The organism is Teichococcus wenyumeiae, assembly GCF_003696345.1.
Taxonomy (GTDB): Bacteria; Pseudomonadota; Alphaproteobacteria; order Acetobacterales; family Acetobacteraceae; genus Pseudoroseomonas; species Pseudoroseomonas wenyumeiae.
Map to the genome: position 1 here is coordinate 392,521 of NZ_RFLX01000002.1, position 26,533 is coordinate 419,053.

General features: G+C 72.2%; 20 protein-coding genes. 8 read left to right on the forward strand and 12 right to left on the reverse strand.

Annotated features, from left to right (window positions below; all coding sequences use genetic code 11):
- Positions 1-101 precede the first annotated feature (101 nt).
- Positions 102-1,097 carry an aldo/keto reductase gene (locus EBE87_RS04890; protein ID WP_120639047.1) on the forward strand — a complete coding sequence of 332 codons (996 nt, stop codon included), beginning with the start codon at positions 102-104 and terminating at the stop codon, positions 1,095-1,097.
- A gap of 36 nt (positions 1,098-1,133) precedes the next feature.
- Here the strand turns inward: EBE87_RS04890 and EBE87_RS04895 are convergent, their stop codons facing one another.
- From EBE87_RS04895 to EBE87_RS04930, 8 genes are all read right to left on the reverse strand, one after another.
- Complete coding sequence (locus EBE87_RS04895; protein WP_199707495.1) at positions 1,134-2,444, reverse strand: MFS transporter; 1,311 nt, start codon at positions 2,442-2,444, stop codon at positions 1,134-1,136.
- Positions 2,445-2,560: 116 nt separating this feature from the next.
- Positions 2,561-3,790 (reverse strand): MFS transporter, encoded by a 1,230-nt coding sequence (locus EBE87_RS04900; RefSeq protein ID WP_120639045.1) that lies wholly within the window; start codon positions 3,788-3,790, stop codon positions 2,561-2,563.
- Positions 3,791-3,899: 109 nt separating this feature from the next.
- The gene (locus EBE87_RS04905; RefSeq protein WP_120639044.1) at positions 3,900-4,832 is read right to left on the reverse strand and encodes a DMT family transporter; all 933 of its coding nucleotides are present in this window, start codon (positions 4,830-4,832) and stop codon (positions 3,900-3,902) included.
- A 103-nt stretch (positions 4,833-4,935) separates the two neighbouring features.
- Positions 4,936-5,898 (reverse strand): L-threonylcarbamoyladenylate synthase, encoded by a 963-nt coding sequence (locus tag EBE87_RS04910; protein WP_120639057.1) that lies wholly within the window; start codon positions 5,896-5,898, stop codon positions 4,936-4,938.
- The gene (gene cysQ, locus EBE87_RS04915; protein ID WP_120639043.1) at positions 5,895-6,659 is read right to left on the reverse strand and encodes a 3'(2'),5'-bisphosphate nucleotidase CysQ; all 765 of its coding nucleotides are present in this window, start codon (positions 6,657-6,659) and stop codon (positions 5,895-5,897) included. Before cysQ ends, EBE87_RS04910 begins: the two co-directional genes overlap by 4 nt.
- Before the next feature lie 58 nt (positions 6,660-6,717).
- A complete protein-coding gene (locus EBE87_RS04920) occupies positions 6,718-7,341 on the reverse strand; it encodes a hypothetical protein (protein ID WP_120639042.1) in 624 nt (207 codons plus the stop codon).
- 72 nt (positions 7,342-7,413) lie between these two features.
- Entirely contained in the window at positions 7,414-7,854 is a 441-nt protein-coding gene (locus EBE87_RS04925; protein ID WP_147426100.1) for a hypothetical protein, read from the reverse strand.
- 236 nt (positions 7,855-8,090) lie between these two features.
- Positions 8,091-9,827, reverse strand: coding sequence for an MDR family MFS transporter (locus EBE87_RS04930; protein WP_233553280.1), 1,737 nt, complete (start codon positions 9,825-9,827; stop codon positions 8,091-8,093).
- A gap of 228 nt (positions 9,828-10,055) precedes the next feature.
- Here EBE87_RS04930 and EBE87_RS04935 point away from each other — a divergent pair, with 228 nt between their 5' ends.
- Entirely contained in the window at positions 10,056-11,534 is a 1,479-nt protein-coding gene (locus EBE87_RS04935; protein ID WP_122139906.1) for a leucyl aminopeptidase, read from the forward strand.
- Between the two features lie 9 nt (positions 11,535-11,543).
- The gene (locus tag EBE87_RS04940; protein ID WP_120641079.1) at positions 11,544-11,990 is read left to right on the forward strand and encodes a DNA polymerase III subunit chi; all 447 of its coding nucleotides are present in this window, start codon (positions 11,544-11,546) and stop codon (positions 11,988-11,990) included.
- 25 nt (positions 11,991-12,015) lie between these two features.
- On the opposite strand, the gene EBE87_RS04945 is transcribed toward EBE87_RS04940, so the two are convergent.
- The 4 genes from EBE87_RS04945 to EBE87_RS04960 form a co-directional block, all read right to left on the reverse strand.
- The gene (locus tag EBE87_RS04945) at positions 12,016-12,549 is read right to left on the reverse strand and encodes a hypothetical protein (RefSeq protein WP_147426262.1); all 534 of its coding nucleotides are present in this window, start codon (positions 12,547-12,549) and stop codon (positions 12,016-12,018) included.
- 224 nt (positions 12,550-12,773) lie between these two features.
- On the reverse strand, positions 12,774-13,001 hold the full coding sequence (locus tag EBE87_RS04950; RefSeq protein WP_120641081.1) for a DUF2934 domain-containing protein: 228 nt from the start codon (positions 12,999-13,001) through the stop codon (positions 12,774-12,776).
- Between the two features lie 97 nt (positions 13,002-13,098).
- Positions 13,099-13,308, reverse strand: coding sequence for a hypothetical protein (locus EBE87_RS04955; protein WP_120641082.1), 210 nt, complete (start codon positions 13,306-13,308; stop codon positions 13,099-13,101).
- 91 nt (positions 13,309-13,399) lie between these two features.
- Positions 13,400-14,149 carry an SDR family NAD(P)-dependent oxidoreductase gene (locus EBE87_RS04960; protein WP_122139907.1) on the reverse strand — a complete coding sequence of 250 codons (750 nt, stop codon included), beginning with the start codon at positions 14,147-14,149 and terminating at the stop codon, positions 13,400-13,402.
- 185 nt (positions 14,150-14,334) lie between these two features.
- Between EBE87_RS04960 and EBE87_RS04965 the strand changes: the two genes are divergently transcribed.
- From EBE87_RS04965 to EBE87_RS04985, 5 genes are all read left to right on the forward strand, one after another.
- On the forward strand, positions 14,335-15,351 hold the full coding sequence (locus tag EBE87_RS04965; RefSeq protein ID WP_233553470.1) for a C-terminal binding protein: 1,017 nt from the start codon (positions 14,335-14,337) through the stop codon (positions 15,349-15,351).
- A 261-nt stretch (positions 15,352-15,612) separates the two neighbouring features.
- Complete coding sequence (locus tag EBE87_RS04970; RefSeq protein ID WP_120640923.1) at positions 15,613-16,932, forward strand: glycosyltransferase family 4 protein; 1,320 nt, start codon at positions 15,613-15,615, stop codon at positions 16,930-16,932.
- A 58-nt stretch (positions 16,933-16,990) separates the two neighbouring features.
- A complete protein-coding gene (locus EBE87_RS04975) occupies positions 16,991-24,373 on the forward strand; it encodes a type I polyketide synthase (protein ID WP_122139908.1) in 7,383 nt (2,460 codons plus the stop codon).
- On the forward strand, positions 24,370-25,698 hold the full coding sequence (locus EBE87_RS04980) for an aminotransferase class I/II-fold pyridoxal phosphate-dependent enzyme (protein ID WP_120641147.1): 1,329 nt from the start codon (positions 24,370-24,372) through the stop codon (positions 25,696-25,698). The genes EBE87_RS04975 and EBE87_RS04980 overlap by 4 nt, the downstream gene beginning before the upstream one ends.
- Positions 25,698-26,528: a formyltransferase family protein gene (locus tag EBE87_RS04985; RefSeq protein ID WP_122139909.1), complete on the forward strand. Its 831-nt coding sequence runs from the start codon at positions 25,698-25,700 to the stop codon at positions 26,526-26,528. The genes EBE87_RS04980 and EBE87_RS04985 overlap by 1 nt, the downstream gene beginning before the upstream one ends.
- The last annotated feature ends 5 nt before the right edge of the window (positions 26,529-26,533 follow it).

Sequence of the window (26,533 nt, forward strand, 5' to 3'; positions counted from 1 at the left end):
GTGCGGAATCCTGTACAGCCCGTGCGGCAATGGCCGGATTATCGGGCAAATTCCGGCGGCGCATAAGGGTGTTCCCATTCATCGGCAGCAGGAGCGACCCGATGCAACACCGCACCCTTGGCCAGTCCGGCCCCAGCGTTTCCGCCCTCGGCCTCGGCTGCATGGGCATGTCCGGCAACATGTACGGCCCCGCCGACCGGGCGGAGAGCATCGCCACCATCCACGCGGCGCGCGAGGCCGGCGTCACGCTGCTGGATACCGGCGACTTCTACACCATGGGCCATAACGAGATGCTGGTCGGCGAGGCGCTGCGCGGCATCCCGCGCGACAGCGTGCAGCTCAGCGTGAAGTTCGGCGCCCTGCGCGACCCCGCCGGCAACTGGATCGGCTACGACGCCCGCCCGGCGGCGGTGAAGAACTTCCTGGCCCATACGCTGCAACGGCTGGGCGTCGACTACATCGACATCTACCGCCCCGCCCGCCTCGACCCCGCCGTGCCGATCGAGGAAACGGTGGGCGCCATCGCCGAGATGGTGCGGGCCGGCTACGTCCGCCACATCGGCCTGTCCGAAGTCGGCGCCGAGACCATCCGCCGCGCCGCCGCCACGCATCCCATCTGCGACCTGCAGATCGAATATTCCCTGATCTCGCGCGGCATCGAGGAGAGCATCCTGCCCACCTGCCGCGAACTCGGCATCGGCGTCACCGCCTATGGCGTGCTGTCACGCGGGCTGATCAGCGGCCATTGGCAACCCGGCAGCGCCCAGGCCGATGATTTCCGCAGCCACAGCCCCCGCTTCCAGGCCGGCAATGTGGAACGCAACCTGCAACTGGTGGAAGCGCTGCGCCGCGTGGCGGAAGCCAAGGGCGCCAGCGTGGCGCAGATCGCCATCGCCTGGGTGGCGGCGCAGGGGCTGGATATCGTCCCCCTGGTCGGCGCCCGCCGCCGCGACCGGCTGGCCGAGGCGCTGGGCGCGCTGGATGTGACGCTGGAGCAAGCCGACCTCGCCGCCATCGAGGCCGCCGTGCCCAAGGGCGCCGCCGCCGGGGAGCGCTACGCGGCGGCCCAGATGGCGCATCTGGACAGCGAGCGGTAAGGCGGGTGCGGCGCCGGCTGCCCGGCGCCGCCTGCCTCAGCCCAGGCTCAGCCGCGGCTGCGTGCGGCGCATGTCGGTCCTGGCCGCCTTGCCCGGAACCTGCGCGCCGCGCAGCGACTGCCCGGCCGTCTCGGCCAGGAAGACCAGCGCCAGCATGCCAACCAGGCAGGCGCCCATCATGTAATAGGCCGGCATGATGGGGTCGCCCGTGCGGTCGATCAGCCAGGAATTCACCATCGGCGCCGTGCCGCCGAACAGCGAGGTGGAGACATTGTAGGCCACGGCGAAGCCGGCGAAGCGCACCGCCGTCGGGAACATCGCCGGGAAGGTGGCCGAGACGGTCGCCAGCTGCGGCACATAAAGCAGCCCCAGCGCCGCGAAGCCCAGGATGGCGCCGGCGAAGCTCGCCTCCATCAGGTGGTAGAGCGGGATCACCAGCACGAAGAGGCCCACCAGCGAGAACCACCACATTGGCTTGCGCCCCCAGCGGTCCGACAGCGCGCCCGCGAAGGGCAGCAGCACCATCATGAAGAGCATGCCGATGATCGGCACGAAGAGCGACTGCTGCGTCGTCAGCCCCAGACGGCCCTCCAGATAGGTCGGCATGTAGCTGAGCAGCGTGTAGTTCGCGACATTCATCGCGACGACCATCCCGCTCATCACCAGCAGCGGCTTCCAGTAATCGCGCAGCAGCGTGCCGAGCCCGGTGGGCGTGGCGCCTTCGGCACCCGCCGCCTCCATCTCCTGGAAGACCGGCGTGTCCTCCATCCTGGAGCGCAGATACATGCCGATCAGCCCCATCGGCCCCGCGACCAGGAACGGCAGGCGCCAGCCCCAGTCGTGCATCGCCTCGTCGCCCAGCACCAGGGAGAAGCCCAGCATCAACAGCGCGCCGAAGGATAAGCCGGCCAGCGTGCCGACTTCCAGAAAGCTGCCGTAGAATCCACGATGCTTGTCGGGCGCGTATTCCGCCATGAAGGTGGCGGCACCGCCATATTCGCCGCTCGTGGAAAAGCCCTGGATCATCCGCAGCAGGATCAGGATGCCGGGGGCCCAGAGCCCTATGCTGTCATAGGAGGGGATCAGCCCGACGCAGAAAGTCGCGCCCGCCATCATCAGGATGGTGATGGCCAGCACGGACTTGCGCCCGAGGCGGTCCCCCAGCGGCCCCCAGAAGAAGCCGCCCAGCGGCCGGAGCAGGAAGGAAATGGCGAAGGTGGACAGCGCGAAAAGCGTCGCCTCCGCCGCCTCTCCGGGGAAGAGCGCGCTGGAGATATAGACCACGCCATAGGCATAGATGCCGTAATCGAACCATTCCGTGGCATTGCCGACCGCCGAGGCGGCCATCGCCCGCCTCAGGACAGCCGGGCTGGGCTCCGCCGCCTGTCCATTCCTGGCGTGATCCTGCATCCGTTATCCTCCTGATCTGTTGAACATGCCCGGCAGGAACCGGGCCTCAAGGCTCACGTATTGTCTTCCGAGAGCGGGTCGAGCCCGGCCGACATCGGCGTGGTATGCGGCAGGGCCTGGTAGGACTGCTGCGCCTCGCTGGGCGGGGCCGGGCGCGCCGCCAGCCGCCACAGGCCGAAGGCCACCGTGGCCGCCGCGCAGCTGGCGATGAACAGGTAGAGGCCGGAGGTGCCGAAGGCCGCGATGCTGGCCGCGCCCGCCAGCGGCCCCACCGCCGCGCCCACGGAATAGACCAGCACCAGCCCCGCGCTGGCGCCGACGCGCTGCGCATTGGTCAGGCGGTCATTGGTATGCGCGACGCAGAGCGGATAGAGCGCGAAGCTCAGCCCGCCGAAGAGGCAGCCCAGCACCAGCAGCAGCACCCCCGGCTGCCCCAGCAGCATGATGGCCAGCGCCACCAGCGCGGCACCGGCGAAGGCGCCCAGGATCACCGTCCGCCGGTCGAAGCGGTCCGACAGCCAGCCCAGCGGCCATTGCAGCGTCACGCCGCCCAGGATCACCGCGCTCATGAAGGCGGCGGTGGCGGAGAGGTCGAGGCCGATGCGCTGCGCATGCACCGCGCCCAGGCCATAGAAGGCGCCCAGCATCAGCCCGGTGACCGCCGCCCCCACCATGCCCAGCGGCGAGGCCGCGTAGAGGCTGCGCATCGGCATGGCCTGGAAATCCCCCAGCACCGGGCTGGCGGATCGCGTCAGCGAGATCGGCAGCACCGCGATGGAGAGCAGGATGGAGGCCAGCAGGAAGGGCAGCAGCGGGTTGCTTTGCCCCAGGTTCAGCAGGAACTGCCCCAGCCCCTGCCCGGCATAAAGCGCGACCATGTAGGCGGCGAGCACCGAGCCGCGCTGCGATGGCTCCGCCCGATCGTTGAGCCAGCTTTCCAGGCAGACATAGACGCCGGCGATGCAGAAGCCGTCGATCAGCCGCAGCGCCGCCCAGAGCCCCACCGACTGATACAGCGCATAGGCCAGGGTACTGGCCGAGAGCAGCGACACGAAGCAGGCGAAGGCGCGGATATGCCCGACGCGGCGGATCACCCCCGCCGCCAGCAGCGAACCCAGCGTCAGCCCGAGGAAATAGGCGGAGCCCACCATGCCGATCAGCGGCGCGCCCGCCCCCGCGCCCTCCAGCCGCACGCTGACCAGCGTCGGCATGAAGCCCCCGCCGGCCATCAGGATGAAAATGGAAACAAGAAGGCTCTGAACCGGCCGCACCGCAGTGAACATGACGGGCCAACGGGTTGCAGCGCCTCAGGTTGCGCTTTTTTACATCACCGGCAGGAAACCAGGGCCATGCCCAACCGCGGCCATCTTTGCCGCGGGGCCCCGCCGGGCATCACCGCCGCACCGCGATGGCCGCCGCCCCCAGCATCAGCGCCGCGCCCAATGCCTGCCGGATGCCCAGGGGCTCGCCGAAGGCCAGCGCCCCCAGCAGCAGCGCCACCACGGGCGAGACAAAGGCGTAAAGCCCCGCCCGCGCCGAGCCCCAGTTCCGCATCAGCCGCAGATAGATCGTGTAGGCGACAAAGGTGCCGAAGATCACCATGAAGCCCAGGCAGGCCAGCACCCGCCCCTGTCCCAGCACCGCGAAACTGCCGAGCGAGACCGGCTCCAGCGCCAGGGTCAGCACCACCAGGCCGGCGCCGCCCGTCAGCGCCTGGGCGCCGGTGAGCTGGAAGGCACTGGCATGGTCCAGCAGCGGCCGCGACAGCACCGAGCCCAGGCAATAGCAGAGGCTGCCGAGAATGATGGCCAGCAGGCCCCAGAGCTCCAGCATGCCGCCCTGCAGGCCCATGCGGTCGAAGAACAGCGCGCCGAGCCCCGCCATGCCCAGCAGCAGCGCCAGGGCATGCCGCCAGGAGGGCTTCTCCTCCCCCCGCAGCATCGCCAGACCATAAAGCCCGACGGCGATCATGGTCAGGTTGACCAGCCCGGCGATGCCGGAAGCCACATGCTGCATGCCCCAGAGCAGCAGCGCATAGGTTCCGGTATTCACCAGCAGGCCGGTCAGCAGCACCCGCGCGCCCAGCGGCCCGCGCAGCAGCCCCAGCACCCCCGGCGTGACGGCCAGGAAGAGCGCCGCCACCAGCACGTAGCGCAGCGCCGCGAAGAAGATGGGCGGCATGGCGGTGATGCCGATCTTGGCCGCGACCCAGGTCATGCCCCAGACCAGCGACATCACCAGGAAGAGCGAGAGATCCAGCGCCATGCCATGGCCGCTGGCGGGGCTCGCGGCCAGGGCGGCCGGCGGGGCGGTGGTGTCTTTCACAACGGCATCCTTCAGCCTGCGGCATCCTTCCTAACGCCACCGCCGGCCCGGCGTAATTCCGAATAATATTGATGCCGCCTATCAGTTTTGCTGTTGCCCGCCTTCAGCGCGGCGCCGCCGCCCGCCGCAGCCGGTCGTTGATGGCCAGGCCCAGACCATGCTCCGGCACCGGCATGGCGGCGATGCCATTCAGGTTCAGCCGGTCGCCTTCCGCGTCCAGCCAGCGCAATCCGGCAAAAAGGCGGGAGGCCGCCTCCACCACATCGCCGCGCTCGCTGAGCTGCCAGACCGCGCCTGCCCCCGGCAGCGGCGGGCCGAAGGCCAGCAGCGCCTCATCCGCCGCCACCTCCCGCGCCTCCAGCCGCACCGGCAGGCCGGGCGCGTAGTGGGAGAGCAGCATGCCTGGCGAGGGCCGCGCCGCCTCGCCTTCCGTGGCGCCGGCCAGGGCCAGGGGGCCGATCTCGGCCTCCAGCGCCTCGCGCGGCACGCCGCCGGGGCGCAGCAGCGTGGCCACCGGCCCGCTGAGGTCCAGCACCGTGCTTTCCACCCCCACCGTGCAGGGTCCGCCATCCAGCACCGCCGCCAGCCGCCCTTCCAGCCCGGCCAGCACATGCGCCGCCGTGGTGGGCGAGACTTGGCCGGAACGGTTGGCCGAGGGCGCCGCCACCGGCACCCCGGCTTCCCGCAGCAGCGCCCGGGCCAGCGGATGCGCCGGTACCCGCACCGCCAGCGTCGAAAGCCCGGCGCCGGTCAGCGCATCGATGCGGCTGGAAGCGCGGCGCGGCAGCACCAGCGTCAGCGGCCCGGGCCAGAAGCGGGCGGCGAGGCGCCGCGCCCGCTCGTCATCCACCACTTCCGCGAAGGCGGCCTCGGCGCTGGGGAAATGCGAGATCAGCGGGTTGAAGCTGGGCCGGCCCTTGGCGGCGAAAACGGCCGCCACGGCGCGGGCGTTCCGCGCGTCGGCGCCCAGGCCATAGACCGTCTCGGTCGGGAAGGCGACCAGTTCCCCCGCCCGCAGCAGCGCCGCGGCGCGGGGCAGTTGCTCCGGGGTCAGAAGCTCGGTCATGGCCGGCCCTGGCACAGGAAGGGCGGGTTCTCCCAGCCCGGCTTGCCATAGGCCAGGGGCGTGACGCCATCCATGGCCGTGCAGCGGCCGCCGGCGGCCACCAGCACCGCCTCGGGCGCCACCGTGTCCCATTCCATGGTGCGGCCGAAGCGGGGATAGAGGTCGCCCAGCCCTTCCGCCAGCCGGCAGAACTTCACGGCCGAGCCGATTTCATAAACCTTCGCCACCCGGCGCCCCCGCAGGAACTCCGCCAGGCGCGGGTCGCCGGCATAGTGGCGGCTGGCGAAGACGGTGATGCCTTCCTCCGGCGCGCGGCGGGCGGCGATGGGGCGGTGGCCGGCGGCATCCTGCTTCCAGGCGCCCTGGCCGACGATGCCGGTGAAGACCTCGCCAAAGGCCGGCAGGGCCACGGCGCCGAGATGGGGGCGCCCATCCACCACCAGCCCGATATTGACGGTGAATTCCTCCCGCCCCGCCGCGAATTCCCGCGTGCCGTCCAGCGGGTCCACCGACCAGAAGCGCCCGCCCACCTGCGGGATCGCGCCGGCGGAGCATTCCTCCTCCGCCACCACGGGGATATCCGGCGTGGCGGCGCGCAGGCCTTCCAGGATGATGCCCTCGGCCAGCCGGTCGGCGGCGGTCACGGGGCTCATGTCGGTCTTCTGTTCCACCGCGAAGCCGGCCGCCCGCACCGAGAGGATGGCCTCGGCCGCGCTGCGCGCCAGCCGGGTGGCCAGGGCGAGAAGGTCTGCGTCTGTCATCCCGCAGCTTTAAAGCAATCCGGCCGCCGCCGGAACGGCATGGCATCAGGACGGGGCGTCAGGGATGGATGGCGATGCCCCGCCCGGCGAAGAAGCGGCCGAAGACTTCCGGCGGCAGCGCCACGTCCTGCCGCGCCGCCGCGTCATGGCCGGAGGGATTGTGGAAGACCACCGCCTCGGCCGAGGCCGCGTGCACCAGCACCAGATGCCCGCCCTGCCCCGGCGCCGGGCGCTCCGGCCAGCGGATGGCGGGGTGGACGGAGGCCATGAAGAACTCGGCCTGGCGCAGGATGCCGGGCAGGTCGCCGGCCTCGATGCCCACCACCACCTCGGCCTTCATGCCATAGCGCTCCGCCACGAAGCGGGTGAAGGGGGCATAGATCAGGCCCTTGATGCCGCCATCCGGCTGCGGGAGGTAGCCGCCGGCCTCGGTGCAGCCACGCGCCAGTTCCAGCGTGGGCGGGGCATGGCCGGTGCGGGCGGCCAGGATCATCTTGAGGCAGGCCATGCCGCAGACATGGTCGGCCCAGTGGACATATTCCGCGAGGTCGGCGGCGCCCGAGCCGCGCCAAAGCGGGTCCCGCGCCAGCGCCACCGCCGCGCCTTCCGCCACCACGGCGGCGGTCAGGTCAGGGGATTCCCACTGGCTGAAATAAGGGATCTTCCGTGTTGTCACGGACATGGCGCCGCCTCCGCTTCGCATGGCGGCAGGAAAGCGGGGCGGCGGGCGGCATGCAAGCCGCCCTGCCGCACGTCACCGGCGGGTGACGGGTTCCGCCTCCCCGGGCTTCGGGATGCTGCGGAAGGCCTTGCCGGTGGCATCCAGGAAGGCGGCATAGGAGACCTGCCGGGAGGAGCGGGAGAAGCTGCTGGCCAGGCGCCGGTAGACCTCGCTTTCCCGCGTGCGGAAGCGCGCCGTCTGGGCCAGCGCCTCCGACATGGCGGCACTGAGGAAGGCGGCGCTATGCGGCGGCGGATGGTTAAGATGGTCGTGCCCCGAGCCCCAGATCGCCTCCAGCGTGCAGGCCATGTGCCATGTCTGGCTCACCGCTCCCTTGCCGCAGGGCGCCATGGCGGCACGGGCGGCGGCAGCGGGATCACGCCCCTCATTGGGGTAAGCCAGGGCACGCCTGCTGTCCGGCTCCATCCGGGCCTGCGCCAGCGCGGGATTGGCGACGAGCAGAGCTATCAGCAACAGCCAACCGGCATGGCGGGGGCGGAAAACGACGCCTTGCTTCAAGTGAGCCTCCGGCACATTCGCATTGTGGCACTCCCCGGAAATCTCCCGGAATGACCGCAATCCCAATTTTTAAGCAATACACCACTACGACGTCGTTATGAACCAGGCTCTCCCGTTTTGCCAAGATAATGGTTAAAGGCTGAAGGCTTTTTCAACTCCGGCTTGCCATCCCGCGATCATCCGGCGGCCGCTCAGGCCAATTTTTCCTCGATCCGGTCCCGCAGCTTCTGGTCCGGCAGGCCCAGCACCAGCACCGTCGCCACCGTCATCACCACGCCGCTGAGCAGGAAGCAGCCTGTCAGCGCTGTCCGGTAGGCCCCGGCCACCGCCGCCTGCTGCACCGGGTCCAACTGCGCCAGGGCCTGGATGCCGTGCTCGGTGATGGCCCTCATATCCAGCCCCACCCCCGCCTCACGCGCGGCCGAGAGCAGCCGCTGCGCCATGATGGTGCCCGAGGTCGCCACCCCCACCGCGCCGCCGAGCGAGCGCGCGAAGGTCATGGCGCCGGTGGCCGCGCCCAGTTCCTTGTGCGCCACGGCATTCTGCACGGCGGTGGTCAGGTTGGGCATGCCCATGCCCATCCCCAGGCCCAGCAGGCCCATGGAGACCAGGAAGACCGCCGGCGGCGCCGCCACATAGGCAAACAGCGCCAGGCTGGCCAGGGCCACCGTCTCCAGCACCAGCGCCGCCACCAGGAAGGGCTTGTTGCGCCCGATGCGGGAGACGATGCGCCCCCCCACCACCGAGGTCAGCACCATGCCCACCACCTGCGGCAGCAGCATCATGCCCGCCCGCGCCGGCGACATGCCCAGCACCATCTGGAAATACAGCGGCAGGAAGACAGTGGAGCCCATCATGGCAAACACCATCATGCCGCCCACCGCCACGCCGCGCGCATAGGTGGAGTTGCGGAACAGGCTGAGGCGGATCAGCGGTTCCTCCGCCTTGGTCTCCCGCCACAGGAACAACACGAAGAGCAGCACGCAGAGCGCCGCCATGCCCGCCGTCTCGGCCGAGGCCCAGGGGAATTCCGTGCCGCCCCAGGCCAGCAGCAGCAGCAGGCTGGCGGTGGCACCGGCCAGCAGCACCGCGCCGGCATAGTCGATGCTGCGCACCGTGCGCTTGCCCTGCGGCTTCAGCCCCATGGCGATCAGCGCCAGCGCCACCGCGCCGATCGGCAGATTGACGTAGAAGACCCAGCGCCAGGAAAGCGCCTCGGTGATGAAGCCACCCAGCAGCGGCCCCGCCACGCTGGCGAGGGCGAAGGTGCCGGTGAAGAGCCCCTGGTAGCGCGGCCGCTGCCGGGGGGAGACGACATCGCCCACCGCTGCCTGCGCCAGCACCAGCAGCCCGCCCGCCCCCAGCCCCTGCAAGGCGCGGAAGGCAATGAGCTGCGCCATGCTCTGCGCCGCGCCGGAGGCGAAGGAGCCCGCCAGGAACAACAGGATCGCCACAAAGAACAGCCGCCGCCGGCCGTAGAGGTCCGACAGCTTGCCATAGAGCGGCGTGGTGACGGTGGAGCACAGCATGAAAGCCGTCACCACCCAGGAGATATGCGCCATGCCGCCCAGGTCGCCGACCATGCGCGGCAGGGCGGTGTTCACGATGTTCTGGTCCAGCGCCGCCAGGCACATGGTCAGCAGCGCGCCGGCCATAACGATGCGCAGCGGCCCGCGCGTCAGTCCGGGCGGAGGCTCGGCGGCGGCGCTGTTGATCGGGGTGGCGCCGGCCGCGGCCTGCCCCATCCCGCCCGGTACCGTGCGCAACCCCCGCTCGGTGGCCGAGGTGCCGGTCATCGGCGGCGGGGTGGCGGGGCGGGGTGCCGCCACGCCGCCTGTTTCCGCATCCGGCGTGGAGTCGCCTTCCGTCACCGGCATCAGGTCGTCATCGCTTGCCACGGGCGTGGCGGGGCCTTGGTGATCTCGCACCCGCCTTCCTCCCTCAATCTCAGGAACGTCTGCATTCAACGCTGCCGGCGGGTCCGGGTTCAGCGTTCCGGCCACCGCATGGGCGGCGCCAGGACCACTATCGCGCTATTTCCGGCGGCGCCAAGTCCATCTGGCCGGGTGCCATGGCGCATCTGCGGCACCATGGTATCCTCCGGGCGGACCCGATCCATCCTCCCCGTCCCGCCTCCCCCAAAGATGGAACCGCCAATGACCGACATCCTCTTCGTCAAGCCCGTCCTCCCCCGGGCCGGCGCCCTGGTGCTGCCGCTGGCCGAGGGATTCGTGCTCGATGGCTTGGCGAAGCAGGCGGACGAGGCCACCGGCGGCGCCATCGCGCGCGGGCTGGAAGCCGCCGGCTTCAAGGGCCGCAAGGGCCAGGCCGTCACGCTCTGGGCGCCCGGCGGGCATCTCTCCCGCGTCGTGGCGGTGGGCCTGGGCGCGGCCGGTGGCGGCACCCAGGCGGCGGAGGCCGCCGGCGGCGCCGCCCTGCCGCTGATCGCCTCCGAGGTCGAGGCCACGGTCGCCGCCGAGTCGCTGCCGGCCGAGCAGGCCGCCGCCCTGGCGCTCGCGCTGCGCCTGCGCGGCTACCGATTCGACCGCTACCGCACCAAGGAAAGCGCCGAGGACAAGCCGAAGCTGCTGCGCCTGACCATCGCGACGCCGGATGTCGCCGCCGCCCAGGCCGCCCATGCGCCGCTCTCTGCCATCGCCGACGGTGTCTTCCTGACCCGCGACCTGGTCAGCGAGCCGCCCAATATCCTCTACCCCGCCGCCATGGCCGACCGTTGCCGGGCGCTGGAGAAGTTGGGCGTCACGGTCGAGGTCCTGGGCCAGCAGGAGCTGGAGCAGCTCGGCTTCGGCGCCCTGCTCGGCGTTTCCCAGGGCTCGGCGCGGGAGCCCCGCATGGTGGTGATGCAATGGAAGGGCGGCGCCGAGGGCGAGGCCCCCGTCGCCTTCATCGGCAAGGGCGTCACCTTCGACACCGGCGGCATCTCCATCAAGCCCGCCGGCGGCATGGAGGATATGAAGTTCGACATGGCCGGCGCCGGCGCCGTGATCGGCGCCATGGCGGCCCTGGCCGGCCGCAAGGCGAAGGCGAACGTCGTCGGCCTCGTCGGGCTGGTGGAGAACATGCCCTCCCACAACGCCCAGCGCCCCGGCGACGTGGTGACCACCGCCTCCGGCCAGACGGTGGAGGTGATCAACACCGATGCCGAGGGCCGGCTCGTGCTGGCCGATGTCATCTGGTACGGCCAGCACCGCTTCAAGCCGCGCCTGATGGTGGATCTGGCCACGCTGACCGGCGCCATCATCGTGGCGCTGGGCCATGAGCAGGCCGGGCTCTACTGCAACGACGACACCCTCGCCGCGCAGCTCACCGCCGCCGGTGCCGCCACCGGCGAGAAGCTGTGGCGCATGCCGCTGGGCGAGGGCTACGACAAGATGCTGAAGTCCGAGATCGCGGACATGAAGAACGTGGGCGGCCGCCCCGGCGGTTCCTCCTCCGCCGCCTGCTTCATCCAGCGCTTCGTGGATGTGAAGGAAGGCCATGTCCCCTGGGCGCATCTGGATATCGCCGGCACCGCCTGGGCCACCAAGGACGGCCCCACCACGCCCAAGGGCGCCACCGCCTTCGGCGTGCGGCTGCTCGACCGCCTGGTGGCCGAGCATTACGAGACCCGCTAAGCCGCGGCCATGAGCGAGATCGGCTTCTACCACCTGACCCGCACGCCGATGGACCAGGCGCTGCCCAAGCTGCTGGGCCGCGTGCTGGCCCAGGGCGCCCGCGCCGTGGTGCGGGTGGGGGAGCCGGAGCGGCTGGCGGCGCTGGACAGCGCGCTCTGGCTCTGCGCCGACCCGGACTGGCTGCCGCATGGCACGCCGCAGACCGGCCAGGCCGAGCTGCAGCCCATCTGGTTGACCACGGAGGACGAGGCGCCCAACGGCGCCCGCTTCCTGTTTCTGGTGGATGGCGCCGAGAGCGCGCGGCTCGGTGAATTCGACCGCGTCTTCGACCTCTTCGACGGCCAGGACGACGCCGCCGTGGCCGCCGCCCGCCGCCGCTGGAGCGCCGCGAAGGCCGCCGGCCACACCCTCACCTACTGGCAGCAGGGCCCGCGCGGCTGGGAAAAGAAGGCCTGAACGGCGGGCGCGCGGCGCCAGCCGCTCAGTGCTGCCGCTCGATCCGGCAGGCTTTCTCGTCGTAATCCGCGGCCATGGACAGCAGGGCCTCCTGCTGGCCGGGCATGAGGTTCACGAAACAGCGGCACTTGGCGGCCCTCGCGCGCAGGCTCTGCGCCCGCCCCGGGCCGGAGACATCGAAAAGCAGGTTGATCGCGCCGAGGAGCTTTCCGTCCTGGCTCAGCAAAGGTGTCGGGTGGGGCTGGAACTCGACATAGGACCCGTCCGGCCGCTCCGCCACGACCCGGACGCCGCGGATCGCCCGCCTTTCGCGGATCGCGACCGCCATCGGACACTGGTCATGCGGCAGGTATTCGCCTTGCTCCGTGTAGAGCTTCCAGGCCACGCACCAGCTGTCCTGGCTCACCACCGGCCTGCGCCCGGCAAAGGAGATGCAGGCATCGTTGTAGTAAGTGACAAGGCCTTCCGCGTTGGTCATGTAGATGGCCGTCGGAAGCCGGTCCAGGACATGAAAGGAACCTTCGCCCCGGCTCACCGCCTCCAGGGCAAAACGCAGCACATCACCAGGCATGAGAGAGTCTACCCCGTTCTTTCCATAGTCAGTGCAATGTCATTACGACTTCAAACCGAAATTCGCAATGAGTTTCGGTTTGATTTCAGCCTGCTGGAGGCTGGCATCCTGTCATCCTGGCCTGGGCGTTTCTGGTAGCGTTCAGCCAGAGCCGATGGCATTGCCTCGGTTTGCGGAGCCGGGCAGCTCATATCCCGGAACGGGCCGGCGTTTCACCTGTCGCTATGCCCGTCCCCGGTCACAGGTGTGTGCGAGGGTGGGTCACTGGCCGGGAAGCTGTCCCGGCCTTCGGCATCGAGATAGGCCTCGCGTTCGGCATCCAGCCTGCAGGCCATCTTCCAATGCGCTTCCGCCCTGCCCTCCGGGCGGCCCTCCTGCAGCCACAGCTGATAGGCCTGCTCGCGAATGCGCTGTTCGACGTCCTTCCGGGTTTCCGGCATCACGGCCTCCTCGCGTTATGATGGTGCCGGAAGATGCGAGCTCCGGCCTGGGCATTTCCGATGGCGCCCCGCGCCGCCGAAGCGGTTGCGCCCGCCGTCAGGGCCCCGGAGTGGCGCGCCCGATCTGCAGATGGTCGCGTGCCAGTTCCAGGCTGCACCGCAGGGACATCAGGGTGCGCTTCGCTTCCTCGGCCGCCTTGTGGTGGCCGCGCCCGCCCAGCTCATCCAGCAGGGTGGCCAGACGGGCGACGCGGTCTTCGCCTTCCCGGATGTGACGCTCCGCCTGGTCGAGGTGAGTTTCGGCCATGGCCTGCCTCCTCCGCTCCCCGCCATCCTGCCACAACCGGGGCGCCATTGCTCGGGCTTCCGCAACCGGCCCGGCCTGTTCTCCGCCCGCGTCAGATGGCCAGGCCGCCGTTCACATGCAGCACCTGCCCCGTGACATATCCCGCCGCCGGGGAGGCCAGGAAGGCGATAGCCGCCGCCACATCCTCCGGCAGCCCGATCCGCCCCAGCGGGATGCGGGAGAGCATGGCCTGCCGCGCCGCCTCGTCCACCGCCGCATGCGCCTGGGCATCCTTGCGGATATAGCCTGGCGCCACGGCATTCACCGTCACCGCCGGCGCCCATTCCACCGCCAGCACTTTCACCAGTGCCTCCACCCCGGCCTTGGCGGCGGCGGTGGCGGGGAACAGGGTCGAATCCGTCCGGAAGCTATGCGCCACGAAGGAGGAGACGGCGACGAAGCGCGGCGCATGCCCCTTGGCCAGCAAAGGCCCCGCCGCCCGCGCCAGCCGCAGCATGGCCCAGAGTACGGTGTCCTGCGTCCGCGCGAAGCCTTCGTCGGTCAGCGCCGCCACCGGCGTACGGTCGGCGAAGCCGGCGTTGGAGACCACTACATCCAGCCCGCCCAGCGCTTCCGCCGCCCGCGCCACCAGCCCCTCGGCGGCGCCAGGCAGCGCGAGGTCCGCCAGCAGCACCACGGCCTCGGCGCCGCGCGCACGGGCGGCGGCGGCGGCGCGCTCGGCGCCCTCGCGGTTGTTGCGGGCATGGACGGCCAGCCGCACCCCCTGTTCCGCCAGCGCATGGCAGGTGGCGGCGCCGATGCCGCTCGATGCGCCCGTCACCAGGATTGCCCGCTCCGCCATCACCCACACCCTTGCTGTTGCCGCACCCAGGATAAGGCCGGGCGGCGAAGGCGCCAGGGGGCATTGCCGGAGGGAAATACAACCATGGCGGGTATCTTGCGTGCCTTCCCGGCCCCGCTCATGCTCCTCCGCCGGCCGGCGCGGGGCCTGACCCGGACGACTCGCGAGAGATGGAACAGGAGGACATGAACACGATGCTGACGGTGCTGGAACCGGAAGGTCTCTATCCCGACACAAGCGAGGAACAGCGCATCCTCGGCCCCAATGTCCGCCTGCTGCATGGCGGCGGCGAGGAATCCATCGCGCAGCTACCGGATGCCGTCTGCGCCGAGGTGGACGGGCTGTTCATCTTCCGCAACTGGCTCAGCGCCGCCGATATCGCCCGCTTCCCGAAGCTGAAGGTCGTGGTGCGCATGGGCGTCGGCTACGACCGGCTGGACCGCGCGGCCCTGGCGGCACGCGGCGTCACGGTCTGCAATGTGCCCGACTACGGCACCACGGAGGTCGCCGACCATGCCGTGGCGCTGATCCTGGCGCTGCGGCGCGGCATCACCCTGCACCATGACATGCAGCGCGCCGAGCCGCCCGCCCCCTGGGCCTATGTCACCAGCCCGTTGCTGCAACGCTTCAGCGAACAGACGGTGGGCCTGCTGGGCCTGGGGCGCATCGGTACCGCCGTGGCGCTGCGCATGAAGGCCTTCGGCTGCCGCGTGGTCTTCCACGACCCCTATCTGCCGAACGGGGTGGAGCGCGCCCTGGGCATCGCCCGCGCCCGCACCAGGGAGGAGCTGCTGGAGCAGGCGGACATCCTGTCCCTGCACGCGCCGCTGACCCGCACCACCGAAGGGCTGGTGGGGGAGCGGGAACTGCGCCGCCTGCCGGCCGGCGCCGTGGTGGTGAACACCGCCCGTGGCCCGATGCTGGATATCGACGCGCTTTACACCGTGCTGCGGGATGGCCATCTCGCCGGCGCCGGTCTGGATGTCATCCCGCAGGAGCCGCCGGTGGAGCCCATCCCCCGCCTGCTGGCCGCCTACCGGACGCGGGAGCCCTGGCTGGAAGGGCGGCTGATCATCACGCCGCACAGCGCCTTCTATACCCCGCACGCCTATGACGACATCCGCATCAAGAGCGCCGAGACCATGCGCGACGTGTTGCTGGATGGGCTGCGCAGCAATGTGGTGGACCCCGCCACGGATTGAGGCGGCTGCCTCAAAGGCTTCGCGCCGCTGCCGCAAACCTGCCTTAGAACAGGAGGACACTCTGTGAAGGGCGAACAGGCCAGCTTACCTGGCCTGTGAGCTCTTGTAACCGTGATGTAACAGGCCGTGTCTTCGAATGTAATTCGGGTCACAACCTCCGCGAGATGTGTTCGCAGTTGCAGCACAGTTTATGCGAGATGTTCAACCTCCGATGTCCATCGGATGGGTCTCCAAAAAGCTGAAAGGGCAGAAAGGGTGTCGATGCATGTGATCCTCGACGTGTCCCGGCTGCTGGTCTGCGGGCACCGGCCAACACCCTCGGGTATCGACCGTGTCGAACTTGCCTATGCCCGACGCTGGCTTCAGGTGACGCCCGGCTCCTGTTCCTTTGTAGCGCAGGACCTGCGCGGCGGCTTCGCAGTGCTTCCCCGGGAACTGGTGGCGGAACTGGTGGCGGCGCTGTCCACCGCCTGGGCGGGTGGCACGATGCATGAGGCCGCCAAGCAGCGGGCGCGCAGCCTCGGCACCCAGGCGCGCGGGCGGCTGCTGCTCGGCCTGGGGCGCCGGGACCTGGCGCGGCTGCTGAACAGCGGCCGCCGCATGGTCTTCCTGCTCGTCTCCCACCGCGCGCTGGAGCGCCGCAGGCCGATCGAGGCGATCCGCCGTGCCGGCGCCGCCTTTGTGCCGCTGATCCACGACATCATCCCCGTCACCCACCCGGAATATGCCCGCCCCGGCCAGGCCGAGACGCACCGGCGCCGCATGGCCAGCACCGGCGCCCTGGCGGATGGCATCATCGTGAACTCGGTCGCCACGGCCGAGGCGCTGCGCCCCTTCCTGGCGGAGCGGGCGGAGGAGCCGCCCACCATCGTGGCCCCGCTGGGCATCGAGGCGGCGCCTGCTCCCGGCGCGCTGCACGCGGCGGACGGGCGGCCTTATTTCGTCACCCTGGGCACCATCGAGCCGCGCAAGAACCATCTGCTGCTGCTGCATCTCTGGCGGGACATGGCGGCGCTGCTGGGCAGCGCGGCGCCGCGGCTGGTGATCGTCGGCAAGCGCGGCTGGGAGAACGAGAACGTCGTCGACATCCTGGAGCGCTGCACCGCGCTGGACGGGCTGGTCGAGGAAGCCGGGCAATTGCCCGACAGGGTGGTGGCGGACCTGGTGCGCGGCGCCCGCGCCCTGCTCTTCCCCTCCTTCGCCGAGGGCTATGGCCTGCCGCTGGCCGAGGCCCTGGCGCTGCGCGTGCCCACCATCTGCTCCGACCTGCCGGCCCTGCACGAGGTCGGTGGCGCCGTGCCCGACTATCTGGACCCGCTGGATGGCCGCGCCTGGCGCCACGCCGTGATGGATTACATGCGGGAGGACAGCCCCCTCCGCGCGGCGCAGATGGCTCGCATGAACGGCTGGCGGGCGCCGAGCTGGGAAGATCATTTTTCCCGCGTGGACCTGCTGCTGGAGCATCTGACCGACCCGCTGCGGCACCCCGTCGCGCTGCCCGGAATGGTCCGCCGCCGCGCTGCCCAGCGCGCCGGCGGGCTGCCCGGCCTTGTTGCAGTGCGGGATGCAGCTGTGTCATGACCTCTGACCTAAATCCTCTTCTTTCATGCGTGCCCGCCGGGGGCACTGAATAGTCGGAATGCAGGACGGAAAGCCCACTCGCGGTCGCCGCCCCAGGACCAGCCCCGCCCAATCACGGCCTGCCGCCGGCCCCGACCAGCCCCAGGCGCTGGCGCGGGAGCCCATCGCCATCGTCGGTGCCGCCTGCCGCCTGCCGGGCGCGCCGGATCTCGCGGGCCTGTGGCGGCTGGTTTCCTCCGGCACCGATGCCGTGGGCACCCTGCCGGCCGACCGCTTCAACCAGGCCGCCTTCTTCCACCCGCGCAAGACCGAGCCGGGCAAGTCCTATTCCTTCGCCGCCGGCCATCTGGGCGAGATCGCGGAATTCGACGCCCCCGCCTTCGGCCTGTCCCCGCGTGAGGCGATGGAGATGGACCCGCAGCAGCGCCTGCTGCTGGAAGTGGCGCATGAGGCGGTGGAGGATGCCGGCTGGCCGGCCTCCCGCCTCGCCGGGCGGCCCATCGCGGCCTTCGTGGGCGGTTCCTCGACCGATTACGCCGAGCTGCGGCTGAGCGACCATGCGGGCGCCGACCGCTACTTCATGACCGGCAACACGCTGTCGATCCTGTCCAACCGCCTGACCAATGTCTTTGACCTGCGCGGCGCCGGGCAGACGGTGGACACCGCCTGCTCCTCCTCGCTCGTCGCGCTGCATCTGGCGGTGCAGTCCCTGCGCGCCGGGCAGATCGAGGCGGCGCTGGTGGGCGGCGTGCAGCTGCTGCTCTCCCCCTATGCCTTCACCGGCTTCTCCCGCGCCGGCATGCTCTCCGTCCGTGGCCGCTGCCAGGCCTTCGACGCCGCTGCCGATGGCTATGTGCGCGGCGAGGGCGCGGGCGTGGTGGTGCTCAAGCCCCTGTCCGCCGCGCTGCGCGACGGGGACCGGGTGCGCGGCCTGATCCTCGGCACCGGCACCAATGCCGCCGGCCGCACCATCGGCCTTTCCCTGCCGAACCGTGAGGCCCAGGCGGCCCTGATCACCCAGGTGCTGGCCGAGACCGGCCGCAGCGCCGAGGACTTCGCCTATTTCGAGGCGCATGGCACCGGCACCCAGGCCGGCGACCCGGTGGAAACCTGGGCCATCGGCCAGGCCCTGGCACGCGGGCGCAGCAGGCCGCTGCCGATCGGCTCCATCAAGACCAATATCGGCCATCTGGAACCGGCTTCCGGCATCGCCGGCCTGCTGAAGGCCATGCTGGTGCTGGAGCACGGCGCCCTGCCGCCCAACCTGCATTTTTCCAGCCCCAACCCGAATATCGACTTCGCCGGGCTGAACCTTCGCGTCCCCACGGCGCTGGAACAGGTGGAAATCCCCCCCGGCGCCCTGGCCGGCATCAACAGCTTCGGCTTCGGCGGCACCAATGCCACGGCGCTGCTGGGCGCCGCCCCGCCCTTCGCGCCCATGCCGCGCGAAAAGGCCAAGACCCCGCTGCCGCCGCTGCTGCTGACCGCGCATTCCGCCGCCGCGCTGAAGGCCCTGGCCCGCCGCTGGCAGGACGTGCTGGCCTCCCCCGAAGCCACCCCCGCCCTGCTGCGCGGCGCCGCCTGCTTCCGCGACCTGCACCCCCACCGCCTGGCGCTGCGGGCCGCGAGCCTGCCCGCCCTCGCCACGCTGGCCGGCGAATGGGCCAATGGAGCCCAGCCCACCGGCGCCACCGCTGGCAGCGCCCGCGCCCTGGCCGAGGGGCCGGTGGCCTTCGTGTTTTCCGGCAATGGCGCCCAGTTCGCCGGCATGGCGCGGGAAGCCATGGCGCATAACGCCACCTTCCGCGCCGCCGTGGAGGAAGCCGATGCCGCCCTGGCGCCGCTCACCGGCTGGTCCGGCGCCGCGCTGCTGGCCGAAGGCGTTCCGGCCGAATTGCTGGATGGCACCGACTACGCCCAGCCGCTGCTCTTCCTGGTGCAGCTCGGCATCACCGCCGCCCTGGCGGAACAGGGGCTGCGGCCCGGCCTCTGCCTCGGCCATTCGGTGGGCGAGGTCGCGGCGGCCTGCGTCGCCGGCATCCTCACCGTGCAGCAGGCGGCGCGGCTGGTGGTCGCCCGCTCCCGCGCCCAGCACCTGACGCGCGGCCAGGGCCGCATGGCCGCCATCGGCGCCAGTGCCGAGGCCGCGGCGCCCCTGCTGGCCGAGGTCGGCCAGGACGCCGCCGGCTGGGCACCGGAAGTCGCCGCCTTCAACGCCCCCGATGCCATCACCGTCGCCGGCCCCGCCGCGCCGCTGGAAAAGCTGGTGGCCCTGGCCAAGAAGAAGCGCCTGCCCGCCGTGCTGCTGGGCCTGGACTACGCCTTCCATTCCGCCGCCATGGAGCCGGTGCGCGGCTCCCTGATGCGGGAGCTGGAAGGGCTGAAGCCCGCCCAGGGCCGCCTGCCCTTCCTCTCCTCGGTCAGCGGCATGCTGGTGCCGGGGCCGGACCTCGATGCCACCTACTGGTGGCGCAACCTGCGGGAGCCGGTGCGCTTCCAGGCCGCCGTGCAGGCGGCGGTGGATGCCGGGGCGCGGCTGTTCATCGAGATCGGCCCGCATCCGGTGCTGCAATCCTACCTGCGCGACAGCCTGCGCGCTGCCGAGGCCGAGGCCCCGGTGCTGGCCAGCCTCTCCAAGCGCGACGGCGCGGGCGACCCCTTCCCGGCCATGCTGGACCGCGCCTTCGTGCATGGCGCCGACCCGCGCGGCGCCGCCATCTGGGCCGGCCCCGCCACGCGCGACGGCCTGCCCGCCACGCCCTTCGACCGGCAGCGCCACTGGCATGCCGCGACCCCCGAATCCGCCCGGCTGCACGACCCGGCGCTGGACCACCCGCTGCTGGGCTTCCGCCATGGCGCCGAGCCCGCGCGCTGGAGCCGCGCGCTGGACAGCACGCTGGAACCCTGGCTGGCCGACCACGCCCTGGGCAGCGAGGCCGTGCTGCCCGCCGCCGGCATGGCCGAGATGGCCCTGGCCGCCGCCGCCCGCCTCTGGCCAGAGGCCCCGGCGCTGGAGCTGCGGGACCTGCAATTGCTGCGCACCCTGCCAGTGGCGCAGGACACGGCGCGCGAGGTCCGCTTCTCATTGGACCCGGAAAGCGGCCTCTTCCGCCTGGAAAGCCGCCCGCGCATGTCGGGCGAGGACTGGAGCCTGCATGCCCGCGGGCAGGTCGCCGCCGCCACCCTGGCCGCCCTGCCGGACACGCCCCTGGCGGCATCGCGCGGCGCCGAGGACCCCGCCGCCCTGGCGGTGAGCGGCGAGCAGCTTCAGGCCACCGCCCGCCGCTTCGGCCTGAATTACGGCCCCGCCTTCCGCCCGGTGCGGGAGGTGCGCCTGGCCCCCGGCGGCGAGACCGCCCTGGTGCGGCTGGCCCTGCCGGAGGAAGCCCCGGCGGACGAGCATTTCCTGCTGCACCCGGTGCGGCTGGACGGCGCGCTGCAAGGCCTGCTGGAACTGATGGCGCATGACCGGCCGGACGACGGCCGCGCCATGGTGCCGGTGCGCTTCGGCCGGCTGGTGCTGCGCCGTGGCGGCACGGTGGCGGTGCGGGCGGAACTGGCCGTGACGCATCGCGGCGAACGCTCCGGCCGCTGCGCCGTGGTGCTGCGCGATGGCGCCGGGCAGGTGGTGGCGCGGCTGGAGGATGCCTGGATGCAGGCCATCCGCCTTGGCCAGCGCGCCCCCGCCGCCGAAGCCGCCTTCCGCGTGGTGGAGCGCCCGGCGCTGGGCGCGCCCCCGGCCGAAGCCGCCCCCGTGCTGGCGGAAGCCCTGGAAGCGGCCCTGGCACGCGACGCCGCGCTGGAGCTGAACGAGGCCAGCCTGCTGCTGGAAGGCCATGTGATCGCCAGCGCCCATGCGGCGCTGCTGGCCAAGGCTGGCGCGGGCGCCGAACTGCCGGCGGCGGGGCTTTCCCCCTATGCCCGCGCCCTGCTGCATGCCCTGGCCGAGGATGGGCTGGCCGAGGCCACCCCCACCGGCTGGCGCCTGCTGCCCGGCGACGAGCTGCCTCCCGCCACCGAGATCTGGCGCGCCGTGCTGGCCGAATCCCCCGCCCTGGCGCATGAGCTGGCCTGGCTCGCCCTGGCCGCCGAGCGGCTGCCCGCCGCCCTGGACGGCCAGCCGCAGCCCGAATCCCGCCCGGCGCCCGAGGCCGCCGGCTTCGCCCGGCTGGCCGAGGTCATGGCCGCCGCCGTGGCGCGCCTCGCCGCCGCATGGCCGGAAGCGCAGCCGCTGCGCGTGCTGGAAGTCGGCGCCCAGGGCGGCCCGTTGACCCGCGCGCTGCTGGCGGCGCTGGAAGCCAGCGGCCGGCAGATCCGCTACACCGCCGTCTCCGCCGAAGCGCGCGCCGCCGCCGTGCCGCCGCATGGGGAACGGGTGGACTTCACCTTCACCACCTGGGACGGCGCCGCCGCCCTGCCCGGGCCGGTTGACCTCGTGGTGGGCATGGCCGCCGCCGCCCGGGCCCAGGCGGGCGAGGCGCTGTTGCCGGCGCTCGCCGCCGCCCTGGCCCCTGGCGGCACCCTGCTGCTGGCGGAGCCGCTGCCCGGCCGCGCCAGCCTCTTTGCCTTCGGCCAGGAAAGCGGCTTCTGGGACGGCCGTGGCCCAGGCGGCGCCGCGCTGCCGGATGCCGAAGGCTGGCAGGCCGCGCTGGCCGCCGCGCCCTGGAACGGCGCCGAAACCCGCGCGCTCTCCGCCGCCCCCTGGCCCGCGCTGCTGCTGGCCGCCCGGCGGGACACGCAGGCGCAGCCCGCCGCCGCCGAGGCCGCCAAGCCACTGGCCTTCCGCCTCTTCGCCGATGCCGCCACCGCGCCGCTGGCAGCCGCCCTGGCGGATGCGCTGAAGGCAGCCGGCCACACCACTTGGCAGGCGAACCTGTCGGAAGCCACCGCGCAGCCGCCGCGCGCCCTGTCCGGCGCCCGGCTGGTGGTGCTGGCCGCGCCCGATGCCGCTGGCCTGCCCGCCACCCTGGCCCAGGTCACCGCCCTGGCCGAGGCTGCGCGCGGCAGCGCCACCGGCTTCACCCTGGTGGCGCCAGGTGGCGAAACGGCGCCGGAAGCTGCGGCCATCCTCGGCCTCGGCCGCGTACTGGCCAATGAGATGCCGGAACTGAAGCCGTGCCGCATCGGCCTCGCCCCCGGCGTGGAAGCCGCGCGCCTTTTGCCGGAACTGCTGAACAGCGTCCCGGAACCCGAGCCCGAGCTGCACCTGACCCCCACCGCCCGGCTGGTGCCGCGCGTGGTGACGGGGCTGGCCCCCGCCACGGGTCCAGTGGGCCCGGCCCGGCTGGCCATCCGCCAGCCCGGCCAGCTCGGCAGCCTGGAATGGGAAGCCGCCCCGGCGCCCGAGCCTGGGCCGGAGGATGTGGTGGTGCGGGTGCGCGCCGCCGGCCTCAATTTCCGCGACCTGATGTGGGCCCAGGGCCTGCTGCCCGAGGAAGCGTTGATGGACGGCTTCGCCGGCCCGACACTGGGCATGGAAATGGCCGGCCTCGTGGAATCCGCGCCCGCCGGCAGCGGTTTTGCGCCGGGCGACCGGGTCTTCGGCTTCGCCCCGGCGGCCTTCGCCACCCAGGCGCGGACGCGGCCCGAGGCCATCGCGCCGATGCCGGCGGGGCTGGATTTCGCCGCCGCCGCCACGGTGCCGGTGGCCTTCCTGACCGCCGTCTACGCCCTCGAAACCTGCGCCAATATCCAGCCGGGCGAGACCGTGCTGGTGCATGGCGGTGCCGGTGCCCTGGGCCTCGCGGCCTTGCAGGTGGCGCTGGCGGCGGGGGCGCGCGTCGCCGCCACCGCCGGCAGCCCGGCCAAGCGCGCCTTCCTGCGCGCGGCGGGGGCCGAGCTGGTGCTGGATTCCCGCGACCCCGGCTTCGCCGACCAGCTTCGCGCCGTCTGGCCCGAGGGCGTGGACGTGGTGCTGAATTCGCTCGCCGGCGCGGCTATGGAACGCAGCCTTGAACTGACGAAGCCTTTCGGGCGCTTCGTGGAACTGGGCAAGCGCGACTTCTTCGAGAATACCCGCGTCGGCCTGCGCCCCTGGCGGCGCAACCTGACCTATTTCGGCGTGGACGTGGACCAGTTGCCCAAGGCGCGCCCGGACCTGGCGCGGCGGCTGCTGCAAGGCATCGCCCAGCGGCTGGCGGATGGCGCGCTGCACCCGCTGCCGCATGCCGTGCGCGGCCCGGCCGAGGTCGAGGCCGCCTTCCGCACGCTGCAGGCCAGTACGCAGATCGGCAAGCTGGTGCTGGTGCCGCCGCAGGGCGAGGCCGGCGCCACGCCCGCCGAATGGACGCCGCCCGAGGGCATCATCCTGGTGGTCGGCGGCACGCAGGGCTTCGGCTTCGAATGCGCCAAGTGGCTGGCGGCGCGGGGTGCCTCGCGGCTGGCGCTGCTGTCCCGCCGCGGCGGCACCGCGCCGGGGGCGGAGGCCGCCGTGCGGACCCTGGCCGCCCTGGGCGCCGCCGCCACCGTGCATGCCGCCGATGCCGCCGATGCCCGCGCCTTGCAGGCCGCGCTGGCGGAAATCCGCGCGGAAGGCCCGCCGCTGGTGGGCGTGGTGCAGGCCGCCGCCGTGTTCGACGACGGCGCCGCCAGCGCCATGGATGCCACCCGCTTCGCCCGCGTGCTGGCGCCGAAGCTGGATGCCGCGCTGAACTTGGACCGCCTGACGCGGCAGGACCCGGTGGCGCTGTTCCTGATGTTCTCCTCGGCCACCACGGCCATGGGCAATCCGGGGCAGGCCAATTACGTCGCCGCCAATGCGGCGCTGGAAGCCCTGGCGCGCCGCCGCCAGGCGGAAGGGCTGCCGGCGCTGGCGGTCGGCTGGGGTCCCATCGCCGATGCCGGCGTGCTGGCGGAGAATGCCTCCACCGCCGAGACCCTGGCCCGCCGCCTGGGCGTGGAGGCCATGACCGCCACCGAATCCCTGGACGCCCTGCCGGCCCTGCTGGCCAGCGGCGCCCCGGTGCTGTCGCTGGCGCGCATCGGCTGGCGGCAGGCCGGCATGGCCCTGCCGATCCTGGAGGAGCCGCTGTTCGACGCCGTGCGCGGCCAGCGGGAAGCCTCGACCGGCGGCGGCGACCTGCGCGCCCATCTGCTGACCCTGCCGCCCGAGGAAGCCCGCGCCCTGCTGCGCCAGGTGGTGCGGGAGGAAGCGGCGCGCATCCTGCGCCTGCCCGCCGAGGCCGTCCCCACCGATGCCCCCGTGGCCGGCATGGGGCTGGACAGCCTGGGCGGGCTGGAACTGCGCGGCGCGCTGGAACAACGCCTCGGCATGTCGGTGCCGCTGGCTTCCGTGACGGAGGACCTGACCGTGGACCTGCTCGCCCGCCGCCTGTCGGAAGGCCTTTCCGGCAACCGGGCGGAGGAGGATACCGTGGCCGATATCGTCGAGCAGTTCGAGCCCAGCCAGCGCATGACCCCGCCCGCCGAGGCCGCGGAATGAGCGGCGGCCTTTCCGCCACCGCCCGCCTCGCCCTGCTCGCCCGCCTCTCCAAGCGGCGCAGCGCCGAGGATGCGGCGCCGCGCCCGGATGCGGGCTCCGCGCGGGATTTCTCCACCCTGCCGGGCATGCGCGACTACGGCATGCTGCAAACGGCGCTGTCCTCGCTGGACCTGCCTTCGCCGCTGTTCCAGCGGCATGACGGGCTGGCGGGGGCGCATAGCCGCGTCGGCGGGCGGGATGTCGTCAACTTTGCTTCCTACAACTACCTCAACCTGAACGGCGACCCGCGCGTGCAGGCGGCGGCCAAGGCGGCGATCGACCGCTATGGCGTTTCCGTCTCCGGCGCCCGCATCACGGCGGGCGAGCGCGAATTGCACCAGGAGCTGGAAGCGGCCCTCGCCGAATGGCACGGCACGGAAGCGGCGCTGACCTTCGTCTCCGGCCATGCCACCAATGTCACCGTGATCGGCCACCTGATGGGCCCGCGCGACGTGGTGGTGCATGACGCCGCCATCCACAATTCCTGCACCGAGGGCGTGCGCCTCTCCGGCGCCCGCCGCCTCCCGTTCGCCCATAACGACATGGGTGCCGCCGAGAAGGAGATGGCCGCCTCCCGCCGGGGTGCCCAGCGCGCGCTGCTGCTGCTGGAAGGCCATTATTCCATGGATGGCGACAGCCCGGACCTCGCCCGCGCCGTCGCCATCGCCCGCCGCCACGATGCCTGGCTGATGGTGGACGAGGCGCATGGCCTGGGCGTGCTGGGCGCCACCGGGCGCGGCGTGGCGGAAGCCCAGGGCGTGGACCCCACCGGCGTGGACCTGTGGATGGGCACACTGTCAAAAACCCTGTCGGGCTCGGGCGGCTATATCGCGGCGCGGCGGGACGTGATCGACTGGCTGCGCCACACCGCGCCGGGCAGCGTCTATTCCGTGGGCCTCGCGCCGCCGCTGGCCGCCGCCGCGCTGGAATCGCTCCGCATCCTGCGCGCGGAGCCGGAGCGCGTGACGCGGCTGCAGGCCAATGGCCGCCGGCTGCGGGAACTGCTGCGGGCGCGCGGCTTCGACACCGGCTTCAGCCAGGGCTCGGCCATCGTGCCGGTCATCATCGGCTCCTCCATCCGCACGGCGCGGCTGGCCAATGCCATGCTGGCACGCGGCGTGGCGCTGCAGACCGTCACCTTCCCGGCGGTGCCGGAGCAATCGGCACGGCTGCGCTTCTTTGTCTGCGCCGACCATACGGAGGCCGACCTGCTGCGCGCCGCCGAAACCCTGGCCGAGGCTTCCGCCGGCCTCGGTGCCGTGGAGGCGCTGCCGGGCCTCGGCTGATGCGCATCGCGCTCTTCACGCTGGACAGCGCCTTGAGCAGCGAGGCGGTGCTGGCGCTGGCCCGCGCGCGGCTGGGGGAGATCGTGCTGATCGGCCGTTCCGACCCCTACCGCGCGGCGGCGGGCGGCATGACCGGGCAGTTGCGCCGGCACTGGCACCATTCCGGCTGGCGCATGCTGCCTTTCCTGCTGCTGGGCTATGCCATCCCGCAGGCCCTGGGGCGGCTGCGGCGCCTCCTGGGCGGTGGGGCGCTGACACGGCTGGCCCGCGCCCATGGCATCCCGCTGCTGGAGGTGCAGGACATCAATGCCGAACCCGCCCTGGCGGCGCTGCGGGCGGCGCGGCCGGACCTGATCCTCTCCTTCCATTTCGACCAGATCTTCGGCGAGGCCGCCCTGGCCACGGCACCGATGGGCGGGGTAAACCTGCACCCTTCCCTGCTGCCCCGCCACCGGGGGCCGCTGCCCACCTTCTGGGCGCTGCTGGACCAGCCGCAACACCCCCGCGCCACTCCCGCCACCGGCGTCACGCTGCACCGGCTGGCGGCGCGCATCGATGCCGGGGCCATCCTGGCGCAGCAGGCGGTGCCGCTGCCCCCCGGCACCAGCGCCGCCACCGCCGCGCGGCACCTGCACCGCCAGGGCGCCATCCTGGCCGGCATGGTGCTGGATGCCCTCGCCGCCGGCACGCCGCCGCCGGGGCAGCAGCCGGACATCCTGCCCTATTGCCCCTTCCCGCCCGCCGCGCTGTTGCGGGCAGCGGCACGGCGCGGGGTGCGGCTGGCGGGCTGGCGCGACCTCCTGGCCGCCTTCACCGTCCCGACCGGCTAAGGCGT